Below are 15,610 nucleotides of genomic sequence, written 5' to 3'. Positions count from 1 at the left end.
CTATGAAGGAAATAAAAGCGATCATGCAGCCGTTTCTGATTTCGAAGGTGGTGGAAGCTCTGAAGCTGATCCCGGGCCTGCCGGGCGTGACCGTGTCTGATGTTCGCGGTTTTGGCCGGGCACAAGCCGTCGGCGCTGTGAATACTGTTGCGGAAGGAGCAGTCGAGTATGTAAAGAAATCGAAACTCGAAGTAGTAGTTCCCGATGAGATGGCCGAGAAAGTCGTCGAAGCCATACAGCGGAACGCGCACACTGGCAACGCCGGCGATGGCAAGATTTTCGTGTACAGAGTGGATGATGTTGTACGCATTCGAACCGGCGAGCATGGAGACTCTGCCATCTGAACCACGCGTGGCTCACGGGGTGCACTGGCTTGCGGTCCAGAAAACAAGAGCGTCAGGAAAGACAGCGACGCCAAGACAAAGTGATGCTTTGTTGGCTGGTATTGCTTCTGCTCTCGGTGGTCGCATTCGGCATGTACCTGGCATCACAAGGCGTGCGCAAGGCGCCGCGTCGGCCTATTCCTCACGCACGGCCGTGAGACATGAACGATTCGGCTCGTTCGGCACACTAAGGACATTCGACCTGGAGGGAATCTTCACGATGAAAGAAATCAAAGCAATTGGGCAGCCCTTCTTCTTGTTGAAAGTCATTGAGCGCCTTCGGAGTTTGCCAGAACGGTTGAGTGTCACGGTTTCCGAAATTCTTGACTTCGGGGGACTGGCGCCTGTGTGTACGTCGCAAGCTGACGGCGAGTTTGTGAAGAAGTGGAAGCTGGAGGTCATTGTCGCGGACTCCGCGTGCCAGAGTGTTATCGAGACCATAGGCGACTGCTCTCAATCCGAGAATGGCAGCGGGACAGAATGTTTTGTGTCAGAAATCACCGAGGTTCTGCGCGGTGACACGGCTTCGCAGTTCCACGGTGACTCAGGGAAGTTGCGATGAACACTCGCTCGTCGAGTTACCGATCTAACGTAGTTCTGCCAGCACCCTTGGCAGATTGCGGGGTCGAATCGCGGAATCTCCTAGAAGACGTTTCGGGTCAGAACATGAACCATCGAATAAATTCAAGCCTACATATCCTCTCGGCGTGCTATTGGGCATTGGCGACGGTATTGGGCAGTCTCGTCGCACCGCAACCCTCTCACCGTCCCCTAGAGGTTAGTTTATGGATTACTGCCGGCTTGGCTTTGATCACGCTCGATTTGGTTGCGGGAGTAAAACAATGGCGGAGCGCTGCTGGTGGTAAGGTTCTTAGCATTGTGCTCCACTTCGTTGTGACCGTAGTGGCGACAGCCCTAATTACGTTTGAATATCTGCAGACAGAACCCCGATCAATGCTTGGCTGGTTCCGAACTAACAACTACTGGTTCATCATTGGGCTTGTATCGGTACGCCTGGGTACCGGCGCCGCCGTGCTTCTGAGTAAAAATGATCCTTAAGGCTGCCGCAGTTCAATCAACGAAGCGCGCAGCGTTCGGCTTGAAAGAGATTGTGTTCGCGAGTGGGTGATGAAGATCTTGGAATTCAAAATTCGAGGCATGGACTGCGCTGAAGAAGTAGCCGTATTGAAGCGTGAGGTCGGCCCGATCGTCGGCGGCGAGAACCATCTCATTTTCGACATTTTACGCGGCAAGATGACCGTGAATGGATCGCAAGTGACGTCCCCGGACATCATCCGCGCCGTGAACAACACGGGCATGCGCGCGGAACCATGGGGCGAGAAGCCTACGACGGGCTCGGGGCAGGATTCTGGTCTTGGGTTCCGGAACGGCCGCACGATCGCGACCATCATCAGCGGCGCGTTGACGTTCGTAGGTTTCCTTACGCATGGAATTCTGAGCGGCGGTTTCGCTCGGGCATTGGGTTCGGAAGGACTGGGCCTAGCGCATAACGTGCCCTTGGCCGTTCGCGTCATTTATGTCGCTGCCATCGTGGCTGGTGGATGGTATGTCGCGCCGAAAGCACTGTTTGCGCTCCGCCGAATGCGTCCCGATATGAATTTGCTGATGACGATCGCAGTCATCGGCGCGGGCATCATCGGTGAATGGCTAGAGGCAGCCCTCGTTGCCTTCCTTTTCGCTTTGAGTTTAGCTCTTGAGGCGTGGAGCGTGGGTCGTGCGCGAAGAGCCGTCGAGGCGCTGCTCGACTTGGCTCCGCCGACTGTTCGCGTTCTGGTGGATGGGCGAGAAACGGAGGTATCCGCCGACCAAGTTTCTCTTGGAACAGTGTTCCTCGTCAAACCTGGCGATCGAATAGCGCTGGACGGTGAGGTGCTGCGCGGAAGCAGCGAGGTCAATCAGGCGCCCATTACAGGCGAGAGCGTCCCAGTGTTGAAGGAAGCCGGCTCCCAGGTGTTTGCTGGGACCATCAATGGCAACGGCGCCCTAGAAGTTCGCTCGACCAAAGTGGCGTCGGACACGACGCTTGCTCATATCATCCAGTTGGTTGGAGCGGCGCAAGCGAAAAAGGCGCCTTCCGAGCAGTGGGTGGAAAAGTTCGCCCGCTATTACACACCCATCGTCTTTATGTCAGCCGCCCTGGTGTTTCTAGTGCCGCCGCTTCTACTGGGCGGTAGTTGGCAGGAGTGGACCTACCGGGCGCTCGTGTTGCTGGTGATTGGATGCCCCTGCGCTCTGGTGATTTCGACCCCCGTCAGTATTGTTGCGGCCCTGGCGGCATCAGCCCGAAACGGCGTGCTGATAAAGGGAGGAGCTTACGTAGAGGCGCCTGCACGGCTAAAAGCCATCGCGATGGACAAGACGGGAACGCTCACGGAAGGACGACCTCGTGTGACTGACGTGCTTCCTGAACCTGGCATATCCGAACACGAGCTTCTGGAAACGGCTGCCACGATGGAGCTGCAGAGCGATCACCCGTTGGCGCGCGCCATTCTGGATCACTGCCAAAGAGTGGGAATCCGTTTCCGTTCGGTTTCTGATTTCAAAATCATCCAGGGCAAGGGAGCAGAAGGCGAGATCGAAGGCCGTCGGTATTGGCTCGGCTCACATCGCTATTTGGAAGAGCGGGGAGAAGAAACTCCTGAGGTCCACGAACGGCTGGAACAGCTGGCTCGTTCCGGGCAATCGGTTGTGGTGATTGGTGACGAGTCGCGCGTGGTCGGGATGATTACTCTGGCCGACGCAGTGAGGCCCGCAAGCCGTGAGGCCCTGCGGCGACTGCGCGCAGAAGGCATCGAGCACATTGTGATGTTGACCGGCGATAACCGGCCCACAGCGGAGGCCATCGCCCAGGCAACCGGGGTGGACGAGGTACACGCAGAGCTGTTACCGCAGGACAAGGTCGCGGTAATCGAAAAGTTGGTGGACAAGTATGGACAAGTTGCGATGATCGGGGATGGCGTTAACGATGCCCCCGCGATGGCTCGGGCCACGCTGGGTATTTCGATGGGAGCTATGGGCAGCGATGCAGCGATTGAGGCTTCTGATGTTGCCTTGATGTCTGACGACCTTTCGAAGATCCCGTGGCTGGTGCGGCATTCCCGCCGGGCGCTGTCTATCATAAGGCAAAACATCTCTCTTTCGTTGGCCGTAAAAGCCCTCTTCGTTGCGCTTACATTTGTGGGATTTGCATCTCTGTGGGCGGCGATCGCGGCCGATATGGGAGTATCACTGCTCGTCATTTTCAACGCGCTACGTTTGCTGCGCGGGACTGAATAATACGATTCGTACTTGCTGGTGTAACGGCACACGTTACAACCCTCTTAGGGTGAAGTAGAGGAGCACATCTCATGAATATTGGTCGCATTTCCTTGCTTGTATTAGCAGGTTGCGTTGTGCTCTTGCTGGTCGGTTGTCACGGTCGTGAAGCGCACGCCGGCATTCCCGCTGGTCCCGAAGCCTACGACGAGCGATTCCTGAAATGGCTGGTCAATCATCACAATGACGATGACAGGATGATCGACCCGTGTACAAAGAATGAAACGATCCGCAAAGAACTGCGTGACTTTTGCACCAGTATTGACCAACAACATCGGGAACGGATTGAACGAATGAAAGCATGGTTGAAGGATTGGTACGGGGAAGAACTCCCGCGCACTGACAATATTCCTTTGTGGCTCGGAGGGCTAAAGGGCGAGGAATTCGAACGAGAATTCTTTAAGGAGTACGAGCACCATCATGCCGATGCGGCTGAGTCGATTAAAGAGTGTTCTAGCAAAGCCACGCACCCGGAACTGCGCGAGTTGTGTCAGCGAATCGCTCCGGGGCAACAGAACCAACTCAAACAATTGCGGCAATGGCGCTGCGTCTGGTTCAAAGACTGCAACTGACGGTCACTCCGTTTGTTTGTCGTTCCGCAGAATGAGAAGTGCTAGCAACCACTTCTTGCCCGGCGTCACGGCCTCTAATGATGGCGTTTAAGATGTTTTCGAAGGAGGATCTCTGACAGTGAGTATCATTCCCGAGGTAGTCCACAAACGACGAGTTTCATCGAAACTGCTTGCTGCGATTGGGATCGTACTGGTGATCGCTGGAGGTGTAGCCTTCGTGAATTCATTGGGTTCGGGCGGAGGTTACTTGGCCGCACTTTCGATCATTTGCGGCGCCCTGCTAATCCTAGGTGCCATAGTGAACAGCATTATCAAAGTGGCCAGGAGAGGCTGAGGTCTGGAGCACGTCGCAATTGACCCTCGGAAAGGGTGGAGGTCAGCATGAAACCGGCAACACTATTGGTTGCAGTTCTGGCGGTAGTGAGCGTAATAGCGGCGGCGCAAACCGAAGCTGACCAAACAGAAGTTCGGAGTGTGATCAGCGAGTTTGAAAGAGCCCTGCAAACACGAAGTATTGAGAAAATCGAGAGACTAGTCTCAGCCGATGTAGTCGTTTTTGAAAACGGCTACCGGAACGATGGCTGGGCGGATTTCCGTGACCGTCACTTGATACCACAATTCAAAGCATCTCCCACGCAGTACAAAAGTGAAATTGTAAAGATCGATGTTGGCCCCTCAATGGCATGGGGGTATTCGAGAATGAGCCGTGCCATCATCCATGATGGAGACAAGCGACCCGATCTGTGGGCGATCTATATTCTGAAGAAGGAAGCGAACAAGTGGCGGATTGTCGAACTCAGCTGGAGTGTAAGACGAGTCGGTGAATAGCGGGCGTGTAAGGGATTGTCGCAACGATATTTCTAGGCAGCGCGACCCACAGGCCAAACCGAGTAAAATCCATGCAAGAGGGCTACGAGCGCATGTCAGCTGACGATCCTCAATTACGTAGTGAGCGAGCTTTCGAAGAGATCGGAGCTCTCAAGCACCAGGTTGAGGGTCTGAAAAAGGACGTTGAGAGCCTGAAAACCGAGAGTAGAAGCTGGATCAGGACTTGGGGCGTGTATTTAGGCATCCTCGCTAGCGTCTTTGCAGTGCCGAGGGCGGCCAAGGAGGCATACGACAGCTTTTACCAGCACCCGAAGTTTTCTGTTCTTACTCCGGTTCCCTTGACCCTTTTCTATGATACCCCGCACCAGAAGGTCACATTCAGCTTTCCTGTGCTTGCCTCGAACTACGGCAACCGTGGCGGAGTCATCGTTGGTGCTACGGCCCACTTTGAACCGCCTCCAATGGACGCAACTGATCCTCAGTTCAAGTTCGTCGACGAAACTAGACATACGGTCGACATTCCATTTCCGGTTCCGGTCGGAGTCTCGAAGTCAGTCGTTGGATCGGTCTCGTTCACCGGAAATGGCCTCATGGTACCTGGTCGACATCGGCTGGACGTGACCTTGATCGGGGATGACCGAAAGCCGTTGCCAATGATGCCGATGCAGTTCTGCTTTGATATTACCGATGAGCTCATTGCCGTCATCTCACAAGAATCTCAGAGATTGCTCAATACGCCATGCGACTGAGGGGCAGTGATTCATGCCATCGGGAGCCAATCCAATTCTCAAAGGAAAGAGGGTGCAAAGCCTATGAAAACAAAGACCGTTCTGTTAGCCACGTTTCTCTTCATTTTGGTAACGGTTGCCTTCTCGCAAGCACCACGGACGCCGACCGAGGCGCGGCAGGGAGATATCGCCAGTGGGGTCGTCGAGAGTGAAAAGGAAGGCAAACTATATCTAAATACGACGCCGTGTAAACCCGCGCAGGAGGCAGACACCGTGGTCTTCCACAAACCCTACACAAAGACAGCCGCGGGCGAAATCGTCTGCAACGGGCACCACTTCGACAAAGTCAGCGTGCGACAACAATAGTTCAAAAGCCTGCGACTTTGGGACTTGCCGGCCAAGCCAGGGTGAATGGTAGATGAAATTCTGTTTGACCACCGGCGGCCATTTGACGGTCAACCCGGAAATAGTAGAACATTGCGCAACCGTGACTCGTCATGTGGCGATCGTCGGATTGCTGTCTTTGCTGCCATCTTTCGTGGCGGCACCGCTGACGCACGAACACGCGAATAATGCCGGTCAGGGGCGGGGAACGTTCATCCATGCACACTTCTCCCCACATCTGAAGAGTGGCCACGGCGGAAGCGAGATCGACCACAAAGAAAAGGGCGAGGTCAGATACCTTGATCTTTTCCAGGCCCAGACGGCGTCCCCGAGCATTCCACACTTTTGCTTAACATCAGCATTCCGTATTTCCAGTGAATCGTCGAGCTATGGTTTTGTTCTTCTCATCGAACCGAATGCGCATGCTCCGCCTCTAGTCATGTCCGTCCCCGCTCGACCCCCACCTGCGTATCTCCTCTCGCACTTAGCCTAAACCGCTGGGGTGGCGGTTCCTTCCCTGTAAAGAATTCGTTGTACTCATCGGCTTCAAGCTGCGCTCGCCGAAAGCGGGCATAAGCCGTCCTGCACATGCATGGGGAGTTCTACACTTTGATGATCGACAAAGTTACGCTAGCAGCCGTGCTGCTGTTCTCTGGTTTTTCTACTGCGCAGACCCCACTGGGGCTCGATGATGCCGTAAAACTGGCATTGTCTCAACGGCCGGAACTCCAGGCCTCTGCGGCGCGCGTCGAATCTGCCGAGCAGCTACGAAGGCAATCGGCGCTGTTCCCAAATCCGCGGTTGATTTTCCAGGCGGAGAACATTCGATCTTCTGGTTTTAACTACGGGCAGGATGCGGATACGTTCGCCTACGCCTCACAGGTAATCGAGACCTCTGGACGCCGCAAGAATCGTATCGCAGTTGCTCAGGGCGCCGTGAGTCGCAGTGAACTTGAAGGCCAGCTGGGCCGCCGTGACATTGCGGAACGGGTGCGCGACGCATATTGGAACGCTCTGGCGGCTAAGACAACACGCGTTCTCTACGACGAGAACCTGCAATTCTTTGGGGAGATCCTTCAGTATCACGAAGCGCGACTAAAGGAAGGCAAAGTGGCAGAAGTCGATGTCCTTCGGGTGCGTCTGGAGAGTGGCCGATTGCGCGCCGCGGCTGACAACGCCCGGCTGGACGCAGAAGGGACCCAGTTGGAGTTGGCTCGTGAACTCGGCACTCCTAATGGCGGACCGTGGAAACTAACTGAGGATATTGGCCAACTTGAGACACCCCGAACAGCCGCCCAGCAATCGAGCGTTGGGGAAACCCGTCCCGAAGGACGTCTAGCAGAACAAGCGGTTTCTCAGGCCCGTAGCGTCATTGGATTGGAGCGTGCCAACGGCCGTCCGGACTTGGAGGCACTATTCGGATACAAGCGCACTTCAGGTCTCAATACGGCGATTGCCGGGCTGCAATTCAACATTCCGATCTTCAACCGAAACCAAGGCGCAACTAGAGCAGCCATGGCGAACCTTCGCGCCGCGGAACACGATCTTGCCGCGACGCACGCCATTCTGGAGACGGATCTTGCCTTGGCCCGCAAGCAATATGACGCACGACGCCAGCAGGTGGAACACATATTCCGGCCTTTGAGGGACCAGGCCGTCGAGATTTCCGATATCAGCAGGGCGGCCTATCGTGAAGGCGGACTGGACTTGCTTCGTCTACTCGATGCCGAGCGGCTACGTGTGGATGCGCAGATTTCGTTGGTGCGCGCCCTCAATGAGTTTCACCACAGCGTGACGGCTCTGGAGCGAGCAGAAGGAGTGCAGCCTTGACACATCGTTCGGGAATGATTGTCGTACTCATGAGCATGATGTGGTTGGCGGCTTGTGATCGCGCCAGCAAGACTGCCGCGGCCACACTAGAGCAGGGCTCACAGCATAAGCGCGACGAAGTCCTGCTGCCGATTGCTGAACAAACCCAAAGCACTTTTCAGGTGGAAACCCTGGCCGCGAGCAATGAGCCAGAGTTATTGCGGGTTCCTGGAAGGATCACGCTGACCGACAACGGCAGTTGGCGCGTAGGCGTGCTCACCAGTGGCCGGGTGGAAAAGGTGTTTGTAAATTCAGGAGACTTCGTGGAGAAGAACCAGGTTCTGGCCGGCATGCACAGCCGTGACGTACAGGAGGCCCGCGCAGCCTACCAAACATCTCGTTCCGATCTCTCTCGCGCTGAAGCGGCGGCCGCCCTGGCCCAAAAGAACTACGACCGCACGCAACGGCTGTACTCGCTGAAAGCGGCGTCTCTGGAAGAAATGGAACGTGCCCATCAGGAACTGGTGAATGTCCAGGCCGCCGTCCGGGATGAGCAGATCGAGGTAGAGAAGGAACGCGTCCATCTTAAGGTCACTCTCGGAGTTCCCTCCGACCCAGGTCCAGAATACCGAGGGGATGATGCCGATCTGATTCCCATCCGCGCCCCTGGCGCGGGATACGTTCTGGCAAAAAATGTATCGTCGGGAGCGGTGGTTGACCCTACCAAAGACATTTTTGTGATTGGTAATCTGAAGCGCTTGTGGATGATCGCATCCGTCAATGAAACCAATATCGCGCGCTTGCGCGTCGGCCAGCGCGCCAGCGTGGCGGTAAACGCTTTTCCAAACGAACACTTTACGGGCACAATCACCAACCTTGGGCAGGAACTTGATCCTGTGACTCGCGTCATGCGGGTGAGAATCGAACTTGAGAATCCATCGATCAAGCTTCGCCCGGAGATGCTGGCCAACGCAGAAATCGCGGTGGGCGGCCTCAGGTCCCTGTTGCTCCTACCCGCCGAAGCCGTGCAGCAAATCAATGACCAGGACGTCGTCTTTGTGCGGAAATCCGCAGATCGCTTCGAGGTGCGACCCGTCCGGGCCGGTGAAACAATCGACGGGCGCCTCGCAATCCTGGAAGGGTTGAAGGCCGGAGATGCGGTCGTAATCCGAGGTAGTTTCCTGCTGAAGTCGCAACTCTTGAAATCTTCGATGGAAAGCGAGTAGCCCAGGCGATGCTGAACCGAATCATTGATTTCACGATCGCCTACCGCTGGTTTGTGCTGGTCAGCGCACTGATACTGGTGGGAGTAGGCGGGTACGCACTCTATACCATCCCCGTCGAAGCTTTTCCTGACCTGACTAACAACCAGGTGGTCGTTGTGACGGAAGCGCCTTCGCTGCCACCCACGGAGGTCGAGCAACTGGTCACGTATCCGATTGAGCAGGCCATGCTCGGATTACCCAAGAAACAGGAAGTGCGTTCGCTGTCGAAACTGGGGCTCTCGATGGTGACGGTCATCTTCGACGACTCGGTACCAATGTATTTTGCCAGGCAAGTGGTGAATGAGCGTTTGCAGCAGATTGCCTCACGTTTGCCACAGGGCATCCAGCCCGTCCTCGGTCCTCCGTCAACTGCCTTTGGAGAACTCTATCAGTACACCCTCAGCGGACCGATGAGCGCGATGCAACTCAAGGACGTGCAGGAGTGGACGATTAAGAATCAGCTTCGCACCGTGCCGGGTGTCAGCGACGTGAATACCTGGGGTGGTGAGACCAAGCAGTTCCAGATCAAGGTCGACCCCACTCTGATCGGGCAATACGGACTGACCTTGCGAGACATCGCGACGCGGGTCGAGCAGAACAACACGAACTTTGGCGGCGGTTACATCGAACATGCGTCTGAGCAGTACACAGTCCGAGGGACAGGACGGACCGTCACAACCGACGATATCGGAAGCATTGTCCTGATCGCCAACCAAGGGTCGTCTGTGCTGCTGCGCGACGTGGCTGAAATAGCGATAGGGGCCGCGCCCAAGCAAGGTGCTACATTGCGCGGCGGTGAGACGGTGTCAGGCATGGTGATCATGCTTAAGGGCGACAACGGAAAGCGTGTTCTCGAACTGGTGAAAGAAAAAATCGCCAGCATGAGCCTCCCCGTTGGCGTCAAGATCGTGCCTTTCTACGACCAGTCGTCGGTCATCGACGGGACGATCGCTACAGTCAAGAAGAATCTCTTCGAGGGTTTCGTTCTGGTGACGGTCGTGCTGTTGCTTTTTCTAGGCAACATCCGGGCCGCGCTCATCACGGCATCCATCATTCCCTTATCGATGCTGATCAGTTTTCTGGGCATGCGCCTCTTCGGGATCAGTGCAAATCTCATGAGTCTCGGAGCAATCGACTTCGGGATGATCGTGGATGGAGCGGTGGTCATGATGGAAAACTCCGTCCATCGGCTGGAGGATGAACACGGTCAAGAATCACCGCTGGACTCTGTCCGGCGTGCTGCCAAGGAAGTCGCCCGTCCGATGACCTTTGGGGTCGCCATTATTATCGCAGTCTATCTGCCCATCTTGTTCCTAGAAGGGTTGGAGGGGCGCATGTTCCGGCCGATGGCGATTACGGTTTGCGCCGCATTATTTGGCTCGCTCCTTCTCGCGCTCACCGTCATCCCGGCGCTGGCGTCGTTGATCTTTCGTCATGGCCTTCCCCGCGGCGCTTCCCATCAAAAATGGCAGGGGTGGGTCGAACGTCTTAACAATCGGTATGGTCGGTTGCTCGAATGGCACATTCAGCACCGAAGGCTGACGGTCGGCACCGCTCTACTCATTTTGGCAGTCGCAATCGGTTCCTTATTCTTCATTGGCACGGAGTTTATGCCGCAGCTCGATGAGGGTTCGATTCTGGTGGAGACCCGAAAGCTGCCTGGTGTTTCGCTGACAGAATCGGTGGAGATGAGCAAACGTGTGCAGCAAACCCTGCGGGCATTCCCAGAAATCCAAGACATCGTTATCAAGATCGGTCGCCCCGATTTTGCGACTGAGGCAATGGGAATTAACGAGGGTGACACCTATGTCTTACCCCGCCCGATCAACACTTGGACCCGGTTCCATACCAAGGAAGAACTGATTGAGGCCATGGACCAGGAACTCTCCAAAATCCCTGGTATTTCCTACAGCTTCACTCAGCCCATGGCAATGCGCGTGGACGAGACGGTTTCGGGTATCAAAGCGGACTTGGCAGTCAAGATTTTTGGCGATGACTTCCGCACCCTCGAATCTCTTTCGCAGCAGGTACTGCACTATGTTGCGAGCGTCCCAGGCGCAGCTAATCCTCAAATTGAGGTCACGTCAGGCGTGGCGGAGCTTTCTGTTCGCGTCGATCGGAGCGCATTGGCCCGATACGGGCTCAATGTTTCAGATGTACAACAGGCGGTCGAGGCTGGCGCTTCTGGTTCCGTGGTATCCGAGGTCATTGATGGGCAAAAGAGGTATACGGTGGCGCTCCGCATGCCGGACCGCTACCGCAGTGACCCGGATGCCATCCGCCGCATCGTGCTCCGCGCACCCGGAGGAGAACAGGTCATGTTAAGTGAGTTGGCGCGGATCGAAGTGAATCGCGGCGCCGAAAAAATCAACCGTGAGGAGGGCCAGCGGCGCGTGGTCGTCATGGCGAACGTGCGTGGCCGGGATTTAGGTGGTTTTGTAAGCGAGGTTCGCTCAAAGCTCGGTCGCGAACTGAAGCTCCCACCCGGCTATTTCCTCGAATACGGTGGCCAGTTTGAAAACCAAGAGCGCGCAACTCGCCGGCTCATGCTTGTCATACCCTTGGTGGTCGGCATCATCTTCGGGCTGCTCTATATGACCTTTATGGCCGTAAAACAATCGATTCTGGTGCTCGCGAACGTGCCTTTCGCGCTGGTTGGCGGAATTGCTGCTTTATGGTTGCGGGGCATGAATCTAAATCTGTCGGCCTCGGTGGGGTTCATCGCTCTCTTCGGAGTTGCGGTTTTGAATGGGGTGGTACTTGTCACATCAATCAATCAACTGCGGCACGAAGGCCTCTCGGTGCGAGCTGCTGTGGTCGCCGGTTCAAGGCGCCGACTCCGCCCGGTGCTAATGACGGCCCTGGTTGCCAGCCTTGGTTTCGTGCCCATGGCTGTTTCGACTTCTACGGGTGCGGAGATACAGCGTCCACTGGCCACAGTTGTCATAGGCGGCCTATTCTCTTCAACGATCCTGACCCTGTTCCTGCTGCCGATTTTCTACGAGTGGATGATGAAGGGCGGGAGGGAGCCAGCCGTTGAAAGCCTGAAAGAACAGCCTGCCTTGCAGTAGGTGAGTAGGGCCCTATTCGGAGAGTCACTGGAAGCGCGTGAAATGACCGACTTCGGGCCGAATGCTAGCGAGCATGTCCGGTCACAACGTCCGGACGCGCCACACCCCAATAGAAATACGATCCCGACTTGGGGAATGGAGCAAGGTACGCTTCGTCTATCGTCTCGATCTTGAATCCGCCAGCCTTAATGAGTGAGGGAATGTCGCGGGTCACGTGACAGCCTTCAAACGCCCATTTGAAAAGCGGCTCTGTCCGCTCCTGCCACCGTCGCACTCGTGCATCAGGTGCGAGTCCGTGCTCAAAGAAGATGAACTGGCCGTCTGGCTTCACGACTCGCCCGATACCTCGAATCGCCTCCACGACGCCGGGGATTGTGCAGAGGGTGAACGTGCTAACCACCGTATCCACACTGGCGGCCGCAACAGGAATGCGTTCTCCGGGCAGATCCAGAAATTCGATATCCAGCTCAGTTCGCCGCCCCTGCTGTTCTGCACGCGGAATCATCCCAGGGTTGGGTTCTAGCGCATATAGCTTGCTCACTTTTGCGGGATCGTAGTGAGCGAAGTTCACCCCCGGCCCAACACCGATCTCAAGCACTTTCCCACGGGCCAGCGGGACGAGGCGCTGGCGAATCGTCTGGACAGGTTTCGGGTTCCCCAGGACGCGCACAAGGTGGGGATAGACGTGATTTCTGTAGAAGGACATGGCCGCCTCGGTGTCAATCTCCAAACTCGCTAGAACACTTTCATGTTCGCCGCGTTTGTCACGGGCTTATCATTGGCTTGAGTCTATCAATGCGGGAGCCTTTGGTATGAGTGTGCAGAGTCATTGGGAAAAGATTTACGCTGAGAAAGCGCCGGATGCTGTCAGCTGGTACACCCCGCACCTCAGGAGATCCCTTGAACTGATAGAACGAGCTGCTCCCCAGCGCTCGTCCTCCATCATTGACGTTGGCGGTGGCGAATCCACGTTAGTTGATGATCTGCTGGCTCGTGGATATCAGAACGTCGCTGTCCTTGATGTTTCTCAGATTGCCGTCGATGTGTCCAAGAAACGGCTCGGACCGGCCTCGGAAAGCGTCCAGTGGCTCGTCTCGGACATTGCCAAAGCCGAACTGGCGTCCAACGCATACGATGTGTGGCACGACCGCGCCGTCTTTCATTTTCTTACCACGATGGAAGAACGTGTTGCCTACGTCCGCCAGGTGGCGAACGCGGTCAAGCCCGGAGGGCACGTGCTGGTTAGTACGTTCGGGCCAGAGGGGCCGACCAAATGCAGTGGCCTTGACGTTGTTCGGTATGACGCGGAGTCGTTGCACAGCGAGTTCGGTGTGCGCTTCCATTTACTAGAGAGTTCTGAGGAGCTACATCGCACACCATTTGGGACCGAACAGCAATTTCTTTACTGTTTGTGCCGCGTCGAATAAGAGAAGTGCTTGATCGCAACATCGGAATTTGAAGACAACTAACGGTCGATTGGCATCTGAGTGCACTTTTCCAGCGCTGGCGCCGATCTGGGGGAGAGCCTGTACTGATCTGAATTCGGTCTGTTACAATTTGACTACGGTGCATGGACAGATGCGCTGGGTCGTGAGGTCGTGCAACAGGATTTGGGCGTTGGCTTCCTGTCCATTTCCTGTCCATTAACCCCCGGAATTCGGTTATATGGGGTGGAAATGGTTGCAACAGGCGACGCTGTGGACAGTAAGAAAAGACAGGAAAATCAAGGGTTTCCCAGTAACCCGGTGAAAACAAAGTGGGGACGTAGTTCAGTTGGTTAGAACGCTGCCCTGTCACGGCAGAGGTCGCGAGTTCGAGTCTCGTCGTCCCCGCCATTCATTTCCAAGGAGTTATCGGACGTGACACCGAAAACTCCAACCCAACCCTCATCGCTAGATCCCGTGGTGATTGCGGCGCCAACCCTGTGTTTCCCGTGGTTTTGAGGTATCTTTTGTGAGTAGGGATATCATGGCAGCCGACATGAAAAGCAATAAAGCAAAAACAGGTTTGTCACCAGCACAACGCGAAGAACTGCGCAGCGCATTACAAGCGCGCTTCGAGAAGAACATGGACCGCCACGAAGGTCTTGCATGGGCCAAGGTCAATGCGAAGCTGGAAGCGAATCCCGAGAAACTGTGGTCACTCGGCGAAATGGAACGCACTGGCGGGCAACCGGATGTTGTCGGTCTCGATAAAAAGACGGGCGAATACATCTTTTTTGATTGTTCTGCGGAAAGTCCTAAAGATCGTAGAAGTCTTTGCTACGACCGCGAAGCGCTGGATTCCAGGAAAGAAAATAAACCGAAAAATAGCGCGATGGATATGGCAACGGCCATGGGCGTTGCAATCCTGACGGAAGAAGAATATCGAGAATTGCAGAAACTTGGAGAGTTCGATACGAAGACGTCGAGCTGGGTGAAAACTCCTTCTGATGTTCGAGACCTCGGAGGCGCTCTCTTTTGCGATCGCCGCTTCGGACGCGTCTTTACTTATCACAACGGCGCGGAATCTTACTATGCCGCCAGAGCATTCCGCGGCTCGCTCAAAGTCTGAACAGGGGATGGCGAGACTCAGCGTGCCTTGGGTGCCGCGGTTCTCGCTGCGATCCGACCTACCATCGTGAAGACGACGGGCCAAATCAGATAAAGAAGAACCACCAGGTACATCACTTCCAGCCCCTCGGAGAATGCCCACATTCCCGACGAGGCATTCTGTTGATCGATGATTTGCGCGGTCGGAACTCCTGTGGTGGCAGACTCGTACTTGATCATCAGATTGCGTTTGAGAACCATGGCCTGATCGGCAACCATCCAAATCACTACGAAGATACACACGTGGTAGCCGAGGCGCACAAATCGGTTCAAGTTGCGCAGAAATCGTTCATACAGGTCGGTGTCCGCCGGCGCTTGGTCCCGTAGCATCGCCAGAACCGCGAACCCGAAGGGTCCGAAGGCTGCGAGGCACAGCCACCCCAAGGATCGCTTCTTGGACTGAATCACCAGAAAGCACGCGCCCAGCCACAAGCTCGCCACCACCGCGAACATTGCGAGAAATGACGTGTGCTGCAAAAAGCTGAGGAGCTGGTAGTTCCGCACATAATTCGGGTGACCGGCCGCATGTTCGGGATTGATCAGGCTGAACAGCAATCCTCCCAGCTTGAAGACAACGGGAATCAGTAACAGCAGGCCAAGCGCGACGATGGGCTGTTTCTTCATTTTTCGTATCGTGGCATGG

The 15,610-nt window shown here is 55.7% G+C and carries 15 protein-coding genes and 1 tRNA gene; 14 read left to right on the top strand and 2 right to left on the bottom strand.

Annotated elements, in window-relative coordinates:
- Positions 1 to 2 precede the first annotated feature (2 nt).
- The 11 genes from HY010_11410 (at position 3) to HY010_11360 (ending at position 12,376) form a co-directional block, all read left to right on the top strand.
- Complete coding sequence (locus tag HY010_11410) at positions 3 to 344, top strand: P-II family nitrogen regulator (protein ID MBI3476332.1); 342 nt, start codon at positions 3 to 5, stop codon at positions 342 to 344.
- A 259-nt stretch (positions 345 to 603) separates the two neighbouring features.
- The gene (locus HY010_11405) at positions 604 to 945 is read left to right on the top strand and encodes a hypothetical protein (GenBank protein ID MBI3476331.1); all 342 of its coding nucleotides are present in this window, start codon (positions 604 to 606) and stop codon (positions 943 to 945) included.
- 566 nt (positions 946 to 1,511) lie between these two features.
- Positions 1,512 to 3,680, top strand: a complete 2,169-nt coding sequence (gene cadA, locus HY010_11400) for a cadmium-translocating P-type ATPase (GenBank protein ID MBI3476330.1) — start codon at positions 1,512 to 1,514, stop codon at positions 3,678 to 3,680.
- 71 nt (positions 3,681 to 3,751) lie between these two features.
- On the top strand, positions 3,752 to 4,291 hold the full coding sequence (locus HY010_11395) for a DUF305 domain-containing protein (protein MBI3476329.1): 540 nt from the start codon (positions 3,752 to 3,754) through the stop codon (positions 4,289 to 4,291).
- A gap of 381 nt (positions 4,292 to 4,672) precedes the next feature.
- Complete coding sequence (locus HY010_11390; protein MBI3476328.1) at positions 4,673 to 5,119, top strand: nuclear transport factor 2 family protein; 447 nt, start codon at positions 4,673 to 4,675, stop codon at positions 5,117 to 5,119.
- A 92-nt stretch (positions 5,120 to 5,211) separates the two neighbouring features.
- Positions 5,212 to 5,868, top strand: coding sequence for a hypothetical protein (locus HY010_11385; GenBank protein MBI3476327.1), 657 nt, complete (start codon positions 5,212 to 5,214; stop codon positions 5,866 to 5,868).
- Positions 5,869 to 5,931: 63 nt separating this feature from the next.
- Complete coding sequence (locus HY010_11380) at positions 5,932 to 6,213, top strand: hypothetical protein (GenBank protein MBI3476326.1); 282 nt, start codon at positions 5,932 to 5,934, stop codon at positions 6,211 to 6,213.
- A gap of 64 nt (positions 6,214 to 6,277) precedes the next feature.
- Entirely contained in the window at positions 6,278 to 6,724 is a 447-nt protein-coding gene (locus HY010_11375; protein MBI3476325.1) for a hypothetical protein, read from the top strand.
- A gap of 119 nt (positions 6,725 to 6,843) precedes the next feature.
- Positions 6,844 to 8,061 (top strand): TolC family protein, encoded by a 1,218-nt coding sequence (locus HY010_11370; protein MBI3476324.1) that lies wholly within the window; start codon positions 6,844 to 6,846, stop codon positions 8,059 to 8,061.
- Complete coding sequence (locus HY010_11365; GenBank protein MBI3476323.1) at positions 8,058 to 9,266, top strand: efflux RND transporter periplasmic adaptor subunit; 1,209 nt, start codon at positions 8,058 to 8,060, stop codon at positions 9,264 to 9,266. The genes HY010_11370 and HY010_11365 overlap by 4 nt, the downstream gene beginning before the upstream one ends.
- An 8-nt stretch (positions 9,267 to 9,274) precedes the next feature.
- Entirely contained in the window at positions 9,275 to 12,376 is a 3,102-nt protein-coding gene (locus tag HY010_11360; protein MBI3476322.1) for an efflux RND transporter permease subunit, read from the top strand.
- A 64-nt stretch (positions 12,377 to 12,440) separates the two neighbouring features.
- Here the strand turns inward: HY010_11360 and HY010_11355 are convergent, their stop codons facing one another.
- Positions 12,441 to 13,082 carry a class I SAM-dependent methyltransferase gene (locus HY010_11355; protein ID MBI3476321.1) on the bottom strand — a complete coding sequence of 214 codons (642 nt, stop codon included), beginning with the start codon at positions 13,080 to 13,082 and terminating at the stop codon, positions 12,441 to 12,443.
- Positions 13,083 to 13,188: 106 nt separating this feature from the next.
- Here HY010_11355 and HY010_11350 point away from each other — a divergent pair, with 106 nt between their 5' ends.
- The 3 genes from HY010_11350 (at position 13,189) to HY010_11340 (ending at position 14,929) form a co-directional block, all read left to right on the top strand.
- Complete coding sequence (locus tag HY010_11350) at positions 13,189 to 13,803, top strand: class I SAM-dependent methyltransferase (GenBank protein ID MBI3476320.1); 615 nt, start codon at positions 13,189 to 13,191, stop codon at positions 13,801 to 13,803.
- 331 nt (positions 13,804 to 14,134) lie between these two features.
- Positions 14,135 to 14,211 (top strand) — tRNA-Asp (locus HY010_11345).
- Between the two features lie 145 nt (positions 14,212 to 14,356).
- Positions 14,357 to 14,929 (top strand): DUF4256 domain-containing protein, encoded by a 573-nt coding sequence (locus HY010_11340; protein MBI3476319.1) that lies wholly within the window; start codon positions 14,357 to 14,359, stop codon positions 14,927 to 14,929.
- 17 nt (positions 14,930 to 14,946) lie between these two features.
- Here HY010_11340 and HY010_11335 read toward each other — a convergent pair whose 3' ends face one another.
- Positions 14,947 to 15,591 carry a hypothetical protein gene (locus tag HY010_11335; GenBank protein ID MBI3476318.1) on the bottom strand — a complete coding sequence of 215 codons (645 nt, stop codon included), beginning with the start codon at positions 15,589 to 15,591 and terminating at the stop codon, positions 14,947 to 14,949.
- Positions 15,592 to 15,610: the final 19 nt, after the last annotated feature.

The sequence above is a fragment of the Acidobacteriota bacterium genome (assembly GCA_016196065.1).
Taxonomy (GTDB): domain Bacteria; phylum Acidobacteriota; class Terriglobia; order Terriglobales; family Acidobacteriaceae; genus Acidiflorens.
The sequence above is the reverse complement of the archived record's forward strand: the minus strand, read 5'-3'. Positions and strand labels throughout refer to the sequence as shown.